The 17,562-nt window shown below is 73.0% G+C and carries 15 protein-coding genes and 1 tRNA gene; 1 reads left to right on the top strand and 15 read right to left on the bottom strand.

Going from position 1 to position 17,562, the window contains the following annotated elements:
• Positions 1 to 19: 19 nt before the first annotated feature.
• The 3 genes from OG730_RS26440 to OG730_RS26430 form a co-directional block, all read right to left on the bottom strand.
• Positions 20 to 646: a lytic polysaccharide monooxygenase auxiliary activity family 9 protein gene (locus OG730_RS26440; RefSeq protein WP_327306566.1), complete on the bottom strand. Its 627-nt coding sequence runs from the start codon at positions 644 to 646 to the stop codon at positions 20 to 22.
• Positions 647 to 878: 232 nt separating this feature from the next.
• Positions 879 to 3,839, bottom strand: coding sequence for an SPFH domain-containing protein (locus OG730_RS26435; RefSeq protein WP_327306565.1), 2,961 nt, complete (start codon positions 3,837 to 3,839; stop codon positions 879 to 881).
• Positions 3,840 to 3,850: 11 nt separating this feature from the next.
• Entirely contained in the window at positions 3,851 to 5,212 is a 1,362-nt protein-coding gene (locus OG730_RS26430) for a peptidoglycan-binding protein (protein WP_327309433.1), read from the bottom strand.
• A gap of 248 nt (positions 5,213 to 5,460) precedes the next feature.
• Here OG730_RS26430 and OG730_RS26425 point away from each other — a divergent pair.
• Positions 5,461 to 5,534 (top strand) — tRNA-Lys (locus OG730_RS26425).
• Between the two features lie 80 nt (positions 5,535 to 5,614).
• On the opposite strand, the gene OG730_RS26420 is transcribed toward OG730_RS26425, so the two are convergent.
• The 12 genes from OG730_RS26420 to OG730_RS26365 form a co-directional block, all read right to left on the bottom strand.
• Entirely contained in the window at positions 5,615 to 6,241 is a 627-nt protein-coding gene (locus OG730_RS26420; protein ID WP_327306564.1) for a class F sortase, read from the bottom strand.
• 48 nt (positions 6,242 to 6,289) lie between these two features.
• On the bottom strand, positions 6,290 to 6,961 hold the full coding sequence (locus OG730_RS26415) for a hypothetical protein (RefSeq protein ID WP_327306563.1): 672 nt from the start codon (positions 6,959 to 6,961) through the stop codon (positions 6,290 to 6,292).
• Positions 6,962 to 7,053: 92 nt separating this feature from the next.
• Positions 7,054 to 7,833, bottom strand: coding sequence for an HAD-IIA family hydrolase (locus tag OG730_RS26410; RefSeq protein WP_327306562.1), 780 nt, complete (start codon positions 7,831 to 7,833; stop codon positions 7,054 to 7,056).
• A gap of 177 nt (positions 7,834 to 8,010) precedes the next feature.
• A complete protein-coding gene (locus OG730_RS26405) occupies positions 8,011 to 9,537 on the bottom strand; it encodes an alkaline phosphatase family protein (protein ID WP_327306561.1) in 1,527 nt (508 codons plus the stop codon).
• A 176-nt stretch (positions 9,538 to 9,713) separates the two neighbouring features.
• Positions 9,714 to 10,808, bottom strand: a complete 1,095-nt coding sequence (locus OG730_RS26400) for a 2-aminoethylphosphonate ABC transporter substrate-binding protein (RefSeq protein ID WP_327306560.1) — start codon at positions 10,806 to 10,808, stop codon at positions 9,714 to 9,716.
• A 73-nt stretch (positions 10,809 to 10,881) separates the two neighbouring features.
• Positions 10,882 to 11,679: an ABC transporter permease gene (locus tag OG730_RS26395; protein WP_250741184.1), complete on the bottom strand. Its 798-nt coding sequence runs from the start codon at positions 11,677 to 11,679 to the stop codon at positions 10,882 to 10,884.
• Positions 11,666 to 12,649 carry a 2-aminoethylphosphonate ABC transporter permease subunit gene (locus OG730_RS26390; protein ID WP_327306559.1) on the bottom strand — a complete coding sequence of 328 codons (984 nt, stop codon included), beginning with the start codon at positions 12,647 to 12,649 and terminating at the stop codon, positions 11,666 to 11,668. Before OG730_RS26390 ends, OG730_RS26395 begins: the two co-directional genes overlap by 14 nt.
• Positions 12,642 to 13,691: an ABC transporter ATP-binding protein gene (locus OG730_RS26385; protein ID WP_327306558.1), complete on the bottom strand. Its 1,050-nt coding sequence runs from the start codon at positions 13,689 to 13,691 to the stop codon at positions 12,642 to 12,644. The genes OG730_RS26390 and OG730_RS26385 overlap by 8 nt, the downstream gene beginning before the upstream one ends.
• Complete coding sequence (locus OG730_RS26380; RefSeq protein ID WP_327306557.1) at positions 13,688 to 14,419, bottom strand: phosphonatase-like hydrolase; 732 nt, start codon at positions 14,417 to 14,419, stop codon at positions 13,688 to 13,690. Before OG730_RS26380 ends, OG730_RS26385 begins: the two co-directional genes overlap by 4 nt.
• A gap of 5 nt (positions 14,420 to 14,424) precedes the next feature.
• The gene (locus OG730_RS26375; protein WP_327306556.1) at positions 14,425 to 15,546 is read right to left on the bottom strand and encodes a TIGR03364 family FAD-dependent oxidoreductase; all 1,122 of its coding nucleotides are present in this window, start codon (positions 15,544 to 15,546) and stop codon (positions 14,425 to 14,427) included.
• A gap of 147 nt (positions 15,547 to 15,693) precedes the next feature.
• Entirely contained in the window at positions 15,694 to 16,467 is a 774-nt protein-coding gene (locus OG730_RS26370; RefSeq protein WP_327306555.1) for a GntR family transcriptional regulator, read from the bottom strand.
• 135 nt (positions 16,468 to 16,602) lie between these two features.
• On the bottom strand, positions 16,603 to 17,382 hold the full coding sequence (locus OG730_RS26365) for a hypothetical protein (protein ID WP_327306554.1): 780 nt from the start codon (positions 17,380 to 17,382) through the stop codon (positions 16,603 to 16,605).
• Between the last annotated feature and the right edge of the window lie 180 nt (positions 17,383 to 17,562).

The following is a 17,562-nucleotide window of genomic DNA, read 5'->3' as shown; positions in this document are numbered from 1 at the left end:
CTGTGGCGGGCCGTGGCGATCAGAACTGGACGTCGGAGCAGGAGTAGAAGGCCATCGGGGTGTCGTTGACCGTCCACACGGCGAGGATCATGTGCCGGCCGGTCTTGCCGCTCGGCATGGTGCCCTGGTGGACGGTGGTCGCGGCGGGGCGGGCGCCGTTGTAGGCGACCGTGAGGAAGGGCTGCGGGTCGAGGGCGGCGCGGGTGAGCGGCTTGGTGGAGTCCCAGCCGTTCTTGGTGACGTAGTAGCGGAAGTCGGTGGTGGAGTGGTTCGCCGTGAACTGCCAGCGGAAGCTGTAGCTCTGCCCGCTGGTCACCGGGGTGGCCGGCCAGGCGCCGCCGCGCGGGTCGTCGAGCTGCGCGAACTCCGTGTGGTTGCCCGCACATATGCGGCCGTCGGCGGGACCGGCCGCCGGGAAGCCCTTGAGGCCCTCGACGCTCTGGGGCTCCCACTGGATGGGGCCGCAGTCGGACACGGTCTTGTTGGCACAGAGCTTCTGGCGGCTGATCGGGGTGTCGGTGTACCCGTGACTGCTGGCCGTGGGGGCCGTGACGAGCGCGAGGGCGGCGACGACTCCGAGGCCGAGGGTGGTGGCGGTGGCCGTGGCGGCGGCCCGCTTGGTTCTGGGCATGCGGAAGGAACGCATGAGGCTGATGCTCCTTGAACGTGGGGGGATGTCCGGAGAGAGCGTGCGCACGCGTGGGGATGGGCCGTACCGGGTTCGGCGGCACGGCCCGTTCACGAGCTCTGGTTTAGGTCTAGACCAAGTTCCACAGTATTGACGGGAGTTGGCCATGTCCAGACCAACGGAAGAACGGGTGGTCCGGACCACCCGGATTCCACCCGTTCTCCTGTCGGCCCGTGCCGTGCTGTGAGTCCTACTCGGAGCGGCCCGTGTAGAACGCGACGGTCAGGTCCTTCACGAGGGCCTTGCGCTCGTAGTCGTCGAGCTCCACGATCCCGCGCGAGGTGAGGCGGTGGACGGTGTCGTCCACCGCGTCGACCACCGAGGTCAGCACGGTGTCCCGGTGCTTCGCGTCGATCGCCGCGACCCGGCGTCGGCGCATGGCGTCCGCGACCTCGGGGGCGTACTCGATCCGGGTGGGCTGCGCCGAGAACACCTCCACCCCGACCGCCTCGGTCTCGGCCGCCAGCATCCGGGTCAGCGCGTCGCCGACGGCTTCGGCGTCGCGCAGGGTCGGGGCGTCCTCGTGGAACGCGTCGGCGGGGAGCTGGGACAGGACCCGGGCCATGGCCGATTCGACCTGCTCGGCGAGGTAGTCGACGTGGTCCTCCACCGCCAGGGTCGCCCGGGCGGTGTCCTTGACCTGCCAGACCACCTGGACCACGACCTGGAGGGCGAGGCCGCCGGAGTCCACGGCGGGCATCGGGTCGCTGCGCCAGTGGCGCAGCCGGACATCGACCCGGCGGCGCAGCAGGAGGGGGCTGATCCAGGTCAGGCCGCTACGGCGGACGGTGCCGCGGTAGCGGCCGAAGAGGGTGAGCACCCAGGCGTGGCCGGCGCGGCCGCGGCCCAGACCGCCGAGGGCGAGCAGGGCGACGACCCCGAGGAAGGCGAGCGGCGGCCAGAACCGTGCCTGTAGTCCCCGGTAGGGGCGGGGCTCCGCGCCGAAGGCCACCGCGAGGGCGTCGGGGACGGCCCCGGCCCGCCACAGCACGACGGCGCAGCCGGCGAGCGCGATGCCGCCGACGGCTACGGCGATCCAGCCGGGGAGCACCGGGCCGCGGTGCTCGTGGAGCCGGTCGTCGCCCCGGGGTACGCGGCGTCCGGGGGCGGGCCGGGTCGCGGCGGCCTTGGCCTTCGGCGGGGCCGGGTCTCCCGGCTTCGGCTGCGGGTTCGGCTGCGGCTGCGGGGTCGGCTGGCCCGCGCCGCGGAACGGCAGGTGCACCGGCACCTCGGTCACCGCGACGCCGCGGGGCGGGGCGACCCGGGGGAGATCCTGCGTGTCGTCCTCCGCGATGCGGGCGACGGCTCGCGCGACGACGTCGGCGACGTCCGGGCCGGCCGCGGCGGCCGCGGCCTCGGGCCCGGGAACGATGGCGTTGCCGGTCGCGGGCTGCGGACCGGTCGCGGCTTCGCCGTGGGCGGGCTCGCCGTGGGCGGGCTCGCCGTGGGCGGGCTCGCCCTCCTCGGCCGCGTCGGCCGCGGACCCGCCGGTGGCGGACCCGAGCGTGACGGCCTGCCCGTCCGAGGTCTCCCGTCCTGAGTCGGCGTCGCCGCCTACGGGTCCGTTGCCTGCGGGTCCGTTGCCGACGGGGCTGCCGCCCGTCGGATCGCCGCCCACGGGGTCGGCGTCACCGGCCGCGCCCGGAGCGGGCACGGACCAGGTCAACTCCCGCCCGGCGGCCCGGTCGGCCGGACCGGCGTCGCCCGGCTCGGGCAGGTCCCGTACCGGGTGCGGATCCGCGTACGCGGCCTCCGCGGCGGGGGCCGGAACCGCGTGCTGCGGGGCCCGCCCCTGCTCGGCGGACGAGCCGCCCTGTCCGGGCAGGTCCCAGGCGGCGGGCGGACCCGCGTGCCGCGGGGCGTGCTCCGCCCTGGCCGTCGCGGCGGAGAGGGACACGGCCGGGGGCCGGGCCTCGTCGTCCTGCGGGTGCGGCCTGGCCGTCTCGGTGTCGGGGTGCCGCGGCCGGAGCGTGGCCGCGGCGGCGTGGGCCGCCTCGTCCTGGGGATGCGGGATGTCCACCCCGGGCCCGGCCTGGGCCCGCGCCGCGGGTACGTCGCTGCGCGCGGCCTCCCCGATCCGACCGGCGAGCCCGTGCGGCGCCACACCCACTGTGGGGAAGCCGCCGGCTTCCCGTCCGTCCCCGGCGCCGGCCTCCGCGTGCAGGGGCCCGGAGAGCCCGGCCGCCAGGTCCCAACCGGTCGGCGCGGTCCACTCGGTCACCGGTGCCGCCGTCCCGGACGCGGACGCCGCGGAACCCACGGCCGGCACCGCGCCGGAGGCCACGGCCACGGAGGCCCCGACCCATCCGCCAACACCCGGCGCGGAGGCGCCCTGCGCGGAGGCGGCCTGCGCGGAGGCGGCCCGGCCGTGCTCGGCCGACGGGTTCGAGCCGCGCTCGGTGGCGGCTTCGGCTGCTGCCCGCCCCGAAGCCACCGGCGCGGACCCGGCCCGGTCGGGCGTGGCCGGGTGCGAGCACGGCTCCGTACCGGCCTCGGGCTCGGCCTCTGCCCGCCCGGCGGCGGCCGGTGCGGTAGCGGAGTGCCCGGACGCGGCCCGGTCATGGCCTCCCGGCCAGTGCGAGCCCCGCTCGATGCCGGCCTCCGCCGCTGCATGTCCTGCCGTGGCCGGCGCCGGAACGACCCGGTCGCGCTCGGCCGGAACGGCCCAGCGGGGAGCGGCAGTTGCCGGTGTGAATGCGTCCGGCACGGCTCCGGCCCGTGCGGCGGCGTCCGCAGCGGCTCCGGCCGAAGAGCCTCCGGCAGCCGGAACGGCCCACCGCGGGCCGACCGCTGCCGGCACGGCAGCGCCGGGACCAGCTCCGGCCGGAATGGCTCCGGCGGCTCCGGCCAAGGCGGCCCCGCCCTGGGTGGCACCGGCCTGGGCGGCTCCGCCCGGACCGGCTCCGATCAGGCCGGCTGCGGCCTGGGCGGCAACGCCCGGGGCGGCTCCGTCGGGACCGGCTCCGGCCGGGGCGGCAACAGCCTGGGCGGCTCCGGCCGGGTCCGCTCCGGCGGAGGTGGCTCCGGTCCGGCCGGCTCCGCCCGAAGTCGCCTCGCTCCCGGCCTCCACCAGGGGGGCCATCGCTCGGGGTGTCGGGTGCGGGGGGATCTGGAAGGTGCCCGTGGTCGATGTCGTGCGCGTGGGGTACATCGTTGCCTCCGTCATGCGAACAGCCGGCGCCAGGTTTCCGGGCCCGGGTAGCCGTCGGCCTCGGCGCCGCGCCAGCCCTGGGCGCGCTGGAACGCCTCGACGTTGCGGCGGTCGGCCTCGCCCCAGCGGGGGCCCGCTCCGGACAGGTAGTGCTTGCCGAAGCCCTTCTTCACCAACTGGCGGCCAAGGGCGGTGATGGACGGGTGGGTCGCGCCCGGCCGGAAGAAGGACGCCCCGGGGTAGGCGGGCTTGCCCGCGGGGCCCGGTGTGCCGCCCGTGGTCGGCGGGATGTCCTTGCCCTGGTGCAGGGCGAGCAGCCGCCAGGTGTGCGCGCCCGGGATGCCGTCGGCGTCCGCGCCCGTCCAGCCCTGGGCGCGCTGGAAGGCCTCGGTCGCCTTCCGGTCGGCGTCGGTCCACTTGGAGCCGATGCCCGTCGGGTAGAACCGCAGCCCGCCCCGGTCGATCAGCATCCGGCCTAGCTGGGTGATGTAGGCGTTGTCCGCGCCCGGCCCGAACTTCGAGGCTCCGGGGTAGGTGGCCGAGACGCCGCCCGTGCCGCCCGGCGCGGGCGGTTCGCCCGTGACCGGGGGCTCGGGAACGACTCCGCCGGCCACCCCGTTGAACCGGTACGGGACGTACTTCACCGCGTTGTTCCAGTAGCCGTACGGCGTGGCGAGCTTCCGCGTCGTGGGCCGCGTCTGCTCGTAGGCGACGTAGTGCGTGCGCGTCTGGTCCACCCACCCGCCGAAGAGGACGACGTGCGAACCCTTGTTGGGGTCGGCCGGGTTGTGGAAGAGCAGCATGTCTCCCGGGAGCAGCTCGTCCTTCGTGATCCGGGTCGCGAACTTGTCGAGGCTCCCGGTCCACTCGTTCGTGCCGAGGTTCCAGGCCATCGAGACGAAGCCGGAGCAGTCCTGCCGGTACCCGTCCGACCAGTACTGCTCCATGCTGTACGGGACCTGCGCGTCCAGCCACAGCTTCGCCCGGTTGATGATCGTCGCCCGGTCGGTCCGCCGCACCGCCGCGGGTGCTCCCGGCAGCCCGGCCGGCTTCGCGGTGGTGCCCTTGCCGCCCTTGGGCCCGTGCAGCGGGGCCCGGCCGCCCTGCGGGGTGCCCGGGCCGGGGTCGTCCAGCGCCACCCGGCCACCGGGGCCCGGGGCGGCGGCCGCGGCCACGGACGCGCCGCCTCCGCCGAGGACCACCCCCGCGGCGGTGGCCAGTACCAGCGCCCGGCGGGCTCCGCGCGCGGCGGGGTGTCCGCCGTCGCGCAGCGGTATGGCCCGGGCGCGCGCGAGCGTCCGGCGGCGCTGGGCGCAGCCTTGGCACGGGCAGTCGCCGGTGGGTTCGTACTCCTCGAAGGAGGGCAGCGGCATCGGCGGCATCGCCTCGGCCATCGGCGTCACTTCGTACACATGCGTCGGAGGCTGCATCGTCATGCGGTTCCGTCCACTCCCCTGCTCGTCGCCGGCCGGCCGGGACCGCATCTGGCGGGGCATCAGATCCGGCCTGGCCCAGACATATCGTGCACGACAAAACCCCCAAACATGGGTTAATCGGACAGAACGCGCGCGGCTTGTCACGAGCACCCGCGGCGGTGGGGTAGAGTTTTCCCTGTCACCAAGCGCCGCTAGCTCAGTTGGTTAGAGCAGCTGACTCTTAATCAGCGGGTCCGGGGTTCGAGTCCCTGGCGGCGCACAGACGCAAAGAAGCCCCTCGCAGTGAGAACTGCGAGGGGCTTCTTCGTGTGCGGTGAAGCTCCGCCGAAAGCGCTGCGGTCAGGCCGCCGTGCCGGGGCGGACTCCGGCACCCGTCAGGTACGCCGACACGACCACGTTCGCCGAGTACTCCTTGGCCGCCTTGTCGTAGGTGCCGCCGCAGGTGACCAGCCGCAGTTCGGCCCGGCCGCGGACCTTGGGCCCGTACACCTTGGCGGGATCGAAGTCCGCGCGCTCGTGGACCCGTACGTCCTCGATCGTGAACTCCGCCACCGATCCGTCGGCCCGCACCACGCGGATCTTGTCGCCCGTCTTCGCCGAGCTCAGGCCGTAGAACACCGCCGGCTTCGACTTCGTGTCCACGTGGCCGACCAGCAGCGCGGTCCCGGCCGTGCCGGGCTGGGCTCCGCCGCGCCACCAGCCGACCGTGCCCGGGTTCTCGTACGGGGGCGGCTCGATCGCCCCCTGCGCGTCGAGGTCCCGGACGATCACCGGGGCCTGGATGCCGAGGGACGGTACGTCGACCCGCGCGGGCACGGCCGGCCCGAGCGGGCTGTGCGCCGCGGGCATGCCCGGGGCGGCCGGTCCGCCGGCCTGCCCGGGCAGGGGTATCGCCACTCCGGTGATCTCCCGGCCCCACAGCCACAGGCCGAGGACCAGCACCGACCAGGCCGCGAAGGTCAGCACCCGGGAGCTCCCGGAGCTCCTCGGCTCGCCGCTCACCCGATCACCCGGTCACTCGCCGCTGCGGCGGCGGCGCAGGGTCAGCGCACGTCCGGCGACCGCGAGGGTGGCCGCGGCGGCGAGCACGGCGCCGATCACGGTGTGCGGCAGGCCCGGCCCCTCGCCCTCGTGGCTCTTCTTAGCCGCCGCGGCGAGCTGCGCGGAGTCGGCGGCCTTGGCGGCGTCCGCCGCGCCCGCCGCCTTGGACTTCGCGGCGATCTCCTCGGACATGCCTCCGCCGCCCGCGTGGACCGGCCAGACCGGTGTGTGGTGGGGGTCGGGGCGGTGCTCGCGGCGGCGCTCGATCTCGATCGTGCCCCACTCGCGTTCGCCGCCGCGGCCACCGCACTTGATCTTGATGTCGTGGCGGCCGGGCTCCGCCCAGGAGCGGATCATCGCGTCGCCCCACAGGGTGCGGCGGTCGTCGCGGCCGGTGGAGAGGCGGACCTCGGAGACGAAGGCGACGGACGAGGCGACGGCCCAGTCCTCCTCACAGCCGCGGACGCGCAGTTTGACCTGCGCCCCCGGCTCCGCCGGATTGGGGTCGGCCGAGACGCTGCCGCGGTCCCGGTCGCGGTTCCAGTCATCCTCCCCCGCGAAAGCGAAGGGAGCGGTCACGGCGGACAGGGCCGTCAGGGCGACGGCCACCCCGGTGACACGGAGAGCGATCAAATCACTGCGCATGGTGAACCTCCTCAACAAGGAGATTCACGCGCGGCGCGCCGCTCCGCATCCGGAGCGGCGCCCTCTTGGCCCGTACGTGTCAGCCGTACGACCTAAACCAGATCCACCAGATCGGCGATGGAGTCGAAGGTGTGGGTCGGCCGGTAGGGGAACTTCTCGGTGTCCTCGACCGATGTCAGACCGGTCAGCACGAGGAAGGTCTGCATGCCCGCCTCCAGCCCGGCGAGGATGTCGGTGTCCATCCGGTCGCCGATCATCGCGCTGCTGTGGGAGTGCGCGCCGATGGCGTTCAGGCCGGTGCGCATCATCAGCGGGTTGGGCTTGCCGGCGAAGTACGGCTGCTTGCCGGTCGCCTTGGTGATCAGCGCGGCGACGGCGCCCGTGGCGGGCAGCGGGCCCTCGGTGGAGGGGCCGGTCTCGTCCGGGTTGGTGCAGATGAAGCGGGCGCCCGCGTTGATCAGGCGGACCGCCTTGGTCATGGCCTCGAAGCTGTACGTCCGGGTCTCGCCCAGCACCACGTAGTCCGGCTCGTGGTCGGTCAGGATGTAGCCGATGTCGTGCAGGGCGGTGGTGAGACCGGCCTCGCCGATGACGTACGCGGTGCCGCCCGGACGCTGGTCGTCGAGGAACTTCGCGGTGGCCAGGGCCGAGGTCCAGATGTTCTCCACCGGGACGGACAGGCCCATCCGGCTCAGGCGGGCCTGGAGGTCGCGCGGGGTGTAGATCGAGTTGTTCGTCAGCACGAGGAAAGGCTTGCCGGACTCGCGCAGCCGGTTGATGAAGGCGTCGGCGCCGGGGATCGGGGTTCCCTCGTGAATGAGGACCCCGTCCATGTCGGTGAGCCAGGATTCGATCGGCTTGCGCTCTGCCACTGGACTGTTCTCCGCTCTCGGTGGCCTGACCTCTGTGACCTCTGGTCTCTACCACCTTATCCGGGCCGGACCGCGGACGCGTGGGGCGTCCACGGCCCGGACCGCACGGCGGAACGGGCCTGCGCGAAGGCCCGTCGAAGGCCCCCGCCGAAGGTCCCGTACCGCCCGGGAGCGACCTCAGCCGAGCTTGACGTTGTCCACGGTCCAGTACCAGTTGTTGCTGCCGGCGTAGCGGAAGCGGACCTGGACGTCGGTGGCGCCGGCCGGGATCTGGAGCGCGATCGACTCGGAGCGGGCGACCGCGTCGGCGGTGTAGCTCTTGACGACCGACGCGGCGGCGCCGTTGTAGGAGACCAGGACCTGGGCGGTCTGGCCGGCCTCGTGGTGGTAGTGCGTCTGGAAGGTCAGGTTGCGCGTGGTGCCTCCGGTGACCGCCCACTTGGGGGTGAGGAGCGTGGAATCGTAGGAACCGGTGTGGCTCTTGTCGTCCCACTCGTCGGAGTCGGCGACGGCGAAGACGTCACGGGAGCGGACGTTCAGCTCGCGCCACTGGTCGCGCTGGGACTGGCTCCAGAACTCGTCGGTCGCGAAGGCCCATCCGGCCCACTCGGTGACACCGCCGGTGCCCATCTTGGAGTTGTCGACCGACCAGCCGGCCGGCGGAGTGTGCGTGAAGCCCTTGGTACCGGCCGGAATGCCCGTCTCGTCCACGCGCGCCTGGAGGTTGGGGCGCAGGGCGTCGAAGGGGTCGTCGTCCGGGGCGTTCAGCGGGACGCCGTCCAGCCCGGTGGTGGGGACGCCGACCTGCTGGAGCGCGGTCGCGGCCACGTCCACCAGCTTCACGTCCTCGCGCACCGAACCGGCCGGGATGCCGGCGCCCTTGGCGATGACGAAGGTGCCGCGCTCCTGGATGGTGGAGCCGCCGTGGCCCCCCGCGTTGGTGTGGCCGTGGTCGGTGGTGACCAGGACCTTCCAGTTCTCCTGGGCGTAGGTCGGGCGGCTCTGGACGGCGGTGAGGAGCTTGCCGACGAGGACGTCTACGCGGGCGATGGTGTCCAGGTACTCCTGGCTCGCGGCGCCGGAGGAGTGGCCCGCGTGGTCGATCTCGCCGAAGTAGACGAAGGCGGCGTCGGGGTTCTGGTCGCGCAGTTCGGCGGAGGCCGCGGCGGCGATCTTCGGGTCCTCGCTGCCGTAACCGTCGCGGTCGCCCTTGAGGTTCAGGCGCTTGTCCACCTTGGCGGAGAAGATCGGGCCGTTCTGGTCGGTGGAGGTGATGGGCTCCCAGTCGGCGGCCGCGTAGGTGTTGAGCGCCGGGTTGGCGTTCTCGACGCGGGTCAGGAAGTCCGGGTAGGCCGTGTAGTTCTTGCCGGTGAAGGAGTTGTCCTTCACCCCGTGCTTGTCGGGCCAGACGCCGGTGGCGATCGTGGACCAGCCGGGGCCCGAGGAGGTGGCGGCCATCGGGTTCGCGTACAGGGTGCTCTTGGCGGTCAGGCCCTGGGCCATGAGGCCGTTCAGGTAAGGGGCGTTGGCGACCTTGACGCGGTCCAGGACCGTGCCGTCGATGCCGATGACGAGAACCTTGTTCGTGACGGCGGCGGCGCCGGTTTCGTCGGCGGTCGCGGCGTGGGCCGCGAGACCGGTGGCGAGCAGGGCGGTGGCGGTGGCGGCCACGGCGAGGGTCCGTCCGGACAGGACAGTGGGCACGTACTCCTCCGGGAGTAATCGTGGGGAAGGCGCAGGGGACGTACGGGGCGTGCGGGCGTACGGTCGTGCGGCGACGCGAGCGAGCGTACGGCGGGTCCGGACCGAAGACGAGACTCGGTCCAGACCCGTTATCCGCTCGTCACTATCCCGGTCGTGGGTGACCGGGAGGCGACCAGTCAGCTGCCGGTCGCCGACTTCCACGCGTCTACATAGCCGGTGAGGTTCTTGTCGATGTCGGCCCAGTCCGGCTCGAAGACCTCGACTCCGGTCATGAGCTTGGTGAGCTCGACGGCGTTGGCGTCCGTGGGCTTGACGTCCGTGCGGGACGGGAAGCCGCCGCCGACGCCGCTGACCAGCTTCTGGGCGTCCTCGCTGAGCAGGTAGTCGAGGAGCTTCTTGCCGTTCTCGGTGTGCGGGGCCTTCTCGACGAGGCCGGCCGCGTACGGGAGCGAGAAGGTGGTGGGCTTGCCGCCGTCCTTGGCGGGGAACCAGATGCCCAGGTTCGGCATGGACTTGGACTGCGCGAAGTTCATCTGGACGTCGCCGTTGGCGACGAGCAGCTCGCCCTTGTCGGTCTTCGGCGCGAGCTTGCTGGTGGAGGAGGACGGGCCGACGTTGTTGGCCTGGAGCTTCTTCAGGTACGCGTTGGCCTGCTCCTTGCCACCGAAGTCGTGCATCGCCTTGATGAGCACGGCCGTGCCGTCGCCCGCGACGCCCGGGGTGGAGTACTGGAGCTTGCCCTTGAACTTGGGGTCGAGGAGCTCTTCCCAGGTCTTGGGGGCGGTCGCCAGCTCCTTCTTGTTGTAGACGAAGCCGAAGTAGTTGTTGACGACGGAGGTCCACTTGCCCTCGGAGGACTTGTTCGCTCCGTTGACCTTGTCGGCCCCCTGCGGGGTGTAGGCCTGGAGGAGGCCCTTGCCGTCGGCCTGCTGGATGAACGGGGGCAGCGTGATCAGGACGTCGGCCTGGGTGTTGGTCTTCTCGCGGACGGCGCGCTGCACCATCTCCCCCGAGCCGCCCTCGACGTACTTGACCTCGATGCCGGTCTTCTTCGTGAAGTCGGCGAAGACCTTGTCGTACCAGCCGTCGCCCTTGTCGCCCTTGAGGCCGTCGGCGCTGTAGACGGTGACGACCTTCTCGCCGCCGCCCTTGGTGTCGGCGGAGTCGGCGGAGCCGCCTGAGGAGGAACCACCGCAGGCGGTGAGGCCGGCGGCGAGGGCGAGGCTGCCGGTGATGGCGGCGGTGATGCGGAGGTGTCTGGTGCTGGGCATGGAACTTCCTTACGGGGAAAGGGAGTCAGCGGGAGTTCAGCGGGGGTGGCGCACAGGGGTCGAGCGGGGTGGTTCAGCGGTACGTGGCCCTGGTGCGGACGCGGGAGACGGCCAGCAGGACCAGCAGGGTGGTGGCCATGAGGACCACGGCGACGGCGGATCCGCTGAAGAGCGAGCCGCGGTCGGTGGCGGTGAAGATCCGGACCGGGAGGGGCATCCAGTCCGGCGGGTAGAGCATCATCGTGGCGCTCAGCTCGCCCATGGACAGGGCGAAGCAGAGCCCGGCCGCCGCGGTCAGCGACGGCAGCAGGAGGGGCAGCTTGACCCGCCACAGCACGTACGCGGGACGGGCGCCCAGGGAGGCCGCCGCCTGCTCGTAGGCGGGGTCGAGACGCACGATGGCAGCCGAAACCGACTGGTAGGCGAACGCCGTGACAAGAATGGTGTGCGCCAGGATCACGATCGAGCTGGTGCCGTTGAGCAGCAGCGGCGGCTTGCTGAAGGCGACGAGCACGGCGAGGCCGACGACCACGGACGGCACGGCCACCGGCAGCATGAACAGCGCGTCCAGAGAGCTCTTGCCGCGTTTGCGCAGCCCGGCGGCGGCGAGCGCCGCCCAGGTGCCTACGGTGAGCGCGATCAGGCTGGCGGCCAGGGCGGTGAGCAGCGAGGTGGTCAGCGCCTGGAGGGATTCGCCCCGGACGGCCGCGGCGTAGTTCTCGGTGGTGGGGCCGGAGGGGAAGGCCCCGGACCAGTGCGTGGAGAAGGACGCGGCCACCACGACGAGCAGCGGCAGGGCGAAGAGGGGCAGGAAGAGGATGCCGAAGAGGCTCCAGGCGGCCCAGCGGCCGCTCTTGCTATGCACCAGCACGCTTGCTCACCACCCGGTAGAGGCCGAACAGGCCGACGGAGATCACGATGTTGACGACGGCGACCACGCAGGCGGCGGCGTAGTCGGATTCGAGGATCGCCTTGCCGTAGATGAGCATCGGGAGCGTGGTGACGTCCTTGGCTCCGGTGAACAGGACGATCCCGAACTCGTTGAGGCACATGACCAGGACGAGGCTGCCGCCGGCGGCGAGGGCCGGGAGGGACTCGGGGAGGATCACCCGCCGGATGATGCGGCCGGGCTTCGCGCCGAGCGAGGAGGCCACCTCCAGCTGGGCGGTGTCCAGCTGGGAGAAGGCGGCGAGGAGCGGGCGCATCACGAAGGGCGTGAAGTAGGTGATCTCCGCGAGGAGGACGCCCCACGGGGTGGTCAGGAAGTGGAAGGGGCCCTCGGCGGCGCCGAATCCTTCGGTCCACAGGCCGTTGGCCATGCCGACGGTGCCGTAGATGAAGAGGAGGGCGAGGGTGATGAGGAAGGAGGGGAAGGAGAGGAAGACGTCGATGAACTTGGCGACGGCGCGGGCCCCGGGGAACGGGACGAAGGCGATGACCAGCGCAAGCGCGAAGCCGAGAACCAGGCAGCCGATGGTGGCGCCGACGGCCAGCCAGACCGTGGTGCCGAGCGCTTCGCGGAAGGAGTGCGAGGCGAAGACGGAAGCGTAGGCGTCGAAGGCGCCGCCCCCGTTCTCGGGCGACAGCGACTGCTGCACGACCAGCGCGAGGGGGTAGAGGAAGACCGCCGCGAGCACGGCGACGGGGGGCACGGTCCACAGCCAGCCGGGAACGCTACGGGGCGTGACGGCGGCCTTCGCCGCGAAGCCGTCGGGGGCTCCGGCCGGGCTTTCGGGCGTGCCGGGGGCAGGGCTTCGTACGGGCTGGTGGGGTACGGCCGGAGCGGGGGTGGCGGTTGGCGGCCCCGCCGCGGGTGTGCGCCGGTCCGTGGCCTCAGGCATCGGACACCCCGGCGGCCAGCAGCACCGCGTCCCGCGGCTCGAAGTGCAGGGTGACGTGGTCGCCCAGCGCCGGGGTCTCGCGCAGTTCGGGCAGGTCCGCCTTGACCCGGTGGCCCTCGATGTCCACGTAGAGCCGGTGGGTCGAGCCGCGCCACTGGACCTCGGTGATGGTCCCGGTCAGCGCGTTGGGGCCGGCGCCGAGGCCGAGCAGGTGCGGGCGGACGCACAGGGTGGCGCTCGCGCCGACGGCCGCGCGGCCCGAGTCGAGGGCGAGGGGGTGCCCGGCGAAGAGGGCGCCGCCGTCGGCGACGGTGACGGGCAGCAGGTTGGCGTTGCCGACGAAGGAGGCGGTGAACTCGGTGCGCGGGGCCCGGTACAGCTCCTGCGGGGTGCCGCAGTCCTGGAGGCGGGCCTGGTCCATGACGGCGATCCGGTCGGCCAGGGTCAGCGCCTCGACCTGGTCGTGGGTGACGTAGAGGATGGACACGTCGGGGAGTTCGCGGTGCAGCCGGGCCAGTTCGGTGAGCATCCCGGAGCGCAACTGCGCGTCGAGCGCGGACAGCGGCTCGTCCAGGAGGAGGACCCCGGGGCGGATGGCGAGGGCGCGGGCGATGGCCACGCGCTGCTGCTGTCCGCCGGAGAGCTCGCGGGGGTAGCGCTGGGCGTAGGCCGCCATCCCGGTCATCTCCAGGGCCTCGGCGACGCGGCCGGGGATCTCCGCCTTGGGCGCCTTCTGCGCCCGCAGGCCGAAGGCGACGTTGTCGGCGACGCGCATGTGCGGGAAGAGCGCGTACTGCTGGACGACCATGCCGATGCCGCGCTTGTGCGGCGGGAGCGCGGTGACGTCCCGGCCGCCGATCAGGATCCGGCCCGAGGCGGGCCGCACGAAGCCGGCCACCGCGCGCAGGGCCGTGGTCTTGCCCGAGCCGGAGGGCCCGAGCAGCGCCATGACCTCGCCGGGCTCGACGGTCAGGTCGAGGGAGTCCAGGACGGTGGTCCCGCCGTAGGCGACCGAGACGGAGTCGAAGCGGATGCCGCTCACGCGCCGGGCTCCCCGGACTCCTCGTGCGCGACGCGCTCCAGCAGCGCGGGCAGTTCGGCGACGGAGCCCAGGACGTGGGTGGCGCCGTGCCCGGTCAGGGCCGCGCGGTCATGGGCGCCGGTGAGGACGCCCGCCACGATCCCGGCGCCGGAGCGGACGCCGCTGAGCATGTCGTAGGAGGTGTCGCCGGCCACCACGGCGTCCCGTACGTCGGCCACGGCGCCGGTGCGCAGGAAGGCGGCCAGCACCATGTCCGGGTAGGGCCGGCCGCGGCCGCCCGCGTCGGCGGGGCACAGGGTGAGGTCGGCCAGGTCCTGCCAGCCGAGGGCGTCGAGGATGGCGTCCTGGGTGACGCGGGCGAAGCCGGTGGTCAGGACCACGGTGCGGCCGTCGGCGCGGAGCTTCTCGACGGCCTCGCGGGCGCCGGGGATCGGGGCGATGAGGCCGCCGTCGACGAGTTCCCCGTAGGCCTGCTCGAAGGCGGCGTTGGCGCGCTGGGCGAGGTCCTCGGCGCCGAAGAGGTGGCGGAAGACGGAGATCTTCGACTCGCCCATGGTGTCGCGGACGTACTGGAGCTTGCCGGCGTGGTCGGCGCTGCCCGGCTCGACGCCGAGGCGCTCGGCGGCGCGCTCGAAGGCGCGCTCGACGAGGCCGCCGTCGGCGACGGTGGTGCCGGCCATGTCGAGGACGATCAGTCGGCGGGTGTCGGGGTTGAGGTGGTCGGTCATATCGCTTACCAGCCCAGTTCGTTCGCGGTGGTTTCGGCTATGGCGGGCGAGCAGGTCATGCCCCGGCCGCCGGGCCCGGTCACCAGCCAGACGCCGTCAGCCACCTGCTGGCGGTGGACGACGCGGGTGGTGTCGGTGCACTGCGCGTACACGCCCGCCCAGCGGTGCCTGATCTGCGGCAGCGGGCGGCCCAGGAAGGACTCGACGACCTCGGCGAGGTGCGCGTAGGGGTCTTCGAGGGTGTCGAACGCGAAGGGGTGCTCGTACTCGTGGGTGTCGCCGATGGTCAGTCCGCCGTCCTGCCGCTGCACCATCAGCAGCTGCATCTTGTGCGCGGCGGCGATCGGCGCCTGGGCCTGCTCGGCGTTGAGTTCGTCGAGGGCTTCGCTCTTGTAGGCGGGGTAGTAGCGGAAGCTGTCGGCGTCGGCGACCGAGGTCGTCAGGGGCTCGCCGAGCGGGGCGGTCTGCATCATCTGCAGCCGGACGCGGCGCACGGGCAGCTCGGGGGCCAGCTCGCGGACCAGGCCGGAGAGCCAGGCGCCGGTGGCCAGGATCACGGCGTCGCCCTGGTGGACGTCGCCGTGGTCGTCGCGGACGGCTCCGTTCCCGACGACCTCGCGCACTTCGCGTCCGGGGAGGAAGGTGTAGCGGCCGGAGGCCTTGAGGGCTTCGCGCAGGTGGAGCTGGGCGGTGCGCGGCTCGACGGCCGCGTCCCGCTCGCACCACAGGGCGGCCTCGAAGGCGCCGCGCAGGGCGGGGTTGATCGCCCTGGCCTCCTCGGCGGTGACCAGCTTGTAGCCGCGGGCGGCGGCGTCGGGGCGGGCCACGGCGGCCTCGGCGACGGCGTACTCGCGGGAGCCCCGCACCGGGGTCAGCGAGCCGATGGCGCGGAAGCCCAGGCCGGGCACCCGCTCACCGATCGCCTCCCAGAGCTCGCGGGCCCGCAGGGCGGTGTCGAGCTCCTCGCCCCCGGCCCGGCCACTGACCCAGATCTGGCCGAAATTGCGCAAGGACGCGCCGCGGGCCTCCGCTTCTCGCTCGATCTGGACGACCTCGTGGCCGCGTTCCACTGCTTGCCAGGCGTGCATGGTGCCTACCACGCCGCCTCCGACGACTATGACTCTCACGTGCTCCAAGGTGACGGCGGCCCGTGACCCCGGAGGATCCCCCGGGCGACGCTCCGGTGAACAGCCTCCAACGCTTGGACTAGACCCGTTACCGTTCCGTAATGCGACTCCGCCCCTTTTCCCTGCTTACGGGGGCTTCGGGTGGGGCTATTCGGGCTGCAGGTGGGTCGTGAAGCTGAACCGGTCACCACGGTAGAGAGAACGCACCCGCTCCAGCGGCCTGCCGTCCTGATCCCGGGAGAAGCGGTGGATGAGCAGCATCGGGAGCGCGGGCGGGGTGCCGATCAACAGGGCTTCGCGGGGGGTGGCGAGGACCGTTTCCAGCTTCTCGTCGGCGTCGCCGAAGGAGATGCCGAGCCTGTCGTGGAGGTATCCGTAGAAGGAGGAGTCCGGCTGGAAATCGATGTCGAGGCGGGGCGCACGGGCGACCCGGACGTACGTGCTCTCCAGCCCGACCCGCTCCTCGTCGGCGAGCAGCACCCGCTCCAGGTGCCAGACCGGCTCCCCGGGCTCGGCGCCGATGCCGGGGGCCACGGGGGCCGGGCAGGGAAAGCGCTCCAGGCCGATCAGATGACGGCCCGGGGTGCGTCCTTGGCGGCGCACGCCCTCGGTGTAACTCGCCAGCGACAGGGGCTGTTCGAGCTTCGGCCCGGCGGCGACGGTGCCACGGCCCGAGCGGCGCAGCCGGCCCTCCAGCAGCAGCTCGCGCAGGGCCTGGCGGACGGTCTCGCGGGAGACCTCGTACTGCTCGGCGAGATCGCGCTCGGTGGGGAGGAGTCCCCCTTCGCCGAGCTCGTCGAGCAGCCCGGCGATGCGGGCCTTGACGGCGTAGTACTTGGGGATGCGGCCGTGCTCGGGGATGCCGGAGCGGACGGGCAGGCCGGGCTGGTGGTGGTGCGCGTAGGCGGTCGGTTCTTCCACCCTCGGACTCTACGTGGACCGCTCCGGGTGGACTGCTTCACGCGGACTGCTGTACGCGGGCCGCTCTACGTGGACTGCTCCACGCGGGCCGCTCCACGCGGGCCGCTCCACGCGGGCCGCTCTACGCGGGCCGCTCTACGTGGACTGCGGTCCTTGCCGCCCCTCACGTCGCAACCGGCGGGCCCCGAGCAGGAGTCCGCCGCCGCCGGCCAGGGCGGCCGCGGCGCCGGCCGCGTACGTCCAGGCCGCGGGGGTGCGGCCGGTCTCGGCCAGCGCTCCGGCCTCGCCGGTCTCCGCGTCCGGGCCCTGGACCTCGAACCGGTAGCCGCCCGTCTCCCCGATCCAGTCCCCGTCGTCGCCCTTGCGCTGCACCAGCGCGGCGTCGGCGACGGCTTCGCCGAGCGGGGCGCCGGGGGCGAAGGCGAGCCGGACGGTGACGGTCACGGAACCGCCGGGGCCGATGGTGAAGCCGGAGAACGCGTCGCCGCCGTCGAAGACGGCGACGATCTCGTCCCGGTCGGTGCGCTCCAGACTGACGGGGAGGGCATGGCCGGGGGCGTCGAACTCCATCCGGAAATGGGCGGGGCGCAGGGCGCGGGCCGGGTCGGTGAAGACCACGACGGGGTGGATGGCCGTGCACTGGGACGTGGTGGTGTTGGTGAGGTCGAGGTACCAGGTCTGCGCCTCACCGCCGGTCCGGTACACGGCCGGCCCGCCGCGGATACGGGCACCGATGGGGAACTGCGCGCTCTTCCCGTCACCGCAACTGGCCTCCACCCGCGAGGGCAACGCGGGCGCGGGTCGGGCACCGCCGCCGTTGCCGATGTCCGCGTACGAAGGGGTGCCCGTGGTGACGGCGGAGGCGGTGGCGGCCACGAGGACGGCTGCGAGGGCAAGGGCTTTGCGCAGTCGCATGGAGAACCCCTACTCGCCGACGCCAGAACAGAATGACCCATCAAAGGATTGCCGGACAAACCGACAATCACCCCGGCCTTGCCCGCACCTTCCCACGCCCGCCAACCCCCCTGTCCAGCACCACGCCCAACCTCTCCCCATTTCCCCCCATTCGGCGCACACCCCCCGCCCCCCACCAGC

Origin of the sequence: Streptomyces sp. NBC_01298, assembly GCF_035978755.1 — a bacterium.
Lineage (GTDB): Bacteria > Actinomycetota > Actinomycetes > Streptomycetales > Streptomycetaceae > Streptomyces.
Note: the sequence above shows the minus strand (reverse complement) of the source record. Positions and strands in the feature narration are given on the sequence as shown.

Coding starts and splice junctions, on each gene's coding strand:
- OG730_RS26440 (WP_327306566.1), bottom strand. CDS start 646: ATGCGTTCCTTCCGCATGCCCAGAACCAAGCGGGCCGCCGCCACGGCC.
- OG730_RS26435 (WP_327306565.1), bottom strand. CDS start 3,839: ATGTACCCCACGCGCACGACATCGACCACGGGCACCTTCCAGATCCCC.
- OG730_RS26430 (WP_327309433.1), bottom strand. CDS start 5,212: ATGCCGCTGCCCTCCTTCGAGGAGTACGAACCCACCGGCGACTGCCCG.
- OG730_RS26415 (WP_327306563.1), bottom strand. CDS start 6,961: ATGCGCAGTGATTTGATCGCTCTCCGTGTCACCGGGGTGGCCGTCGCC.
- OG730_RS26400 (WP_327306560.1), bottom strand. CDS start 10,808: ATGCCCAGCACCAGACACCTCCGCATCACCGCCGCCATCACCGGCAGC.
- OG730_RS26390 (WP_327306559.1), bottom strand. CDS start 12,649: ATGCCTGAGGCCACGGACCGGCGCACACCCGCGGCGGGGCCGCCAACC.
- OG730_RS26380 (WP_327306557.1), bottom strand. CDS start 14,419: ATGACCGACCACCTCAACCCCGACACCCGCCGACTGATCGTCCTCGAC.
- OG730_RS26365 (WP_327306554.1), bottom strand. CDS start 17,382: ATGCGACTGCGCAAAGCCCTTGCCCTCGCAGCCGTCCTCGTGGCCGCC.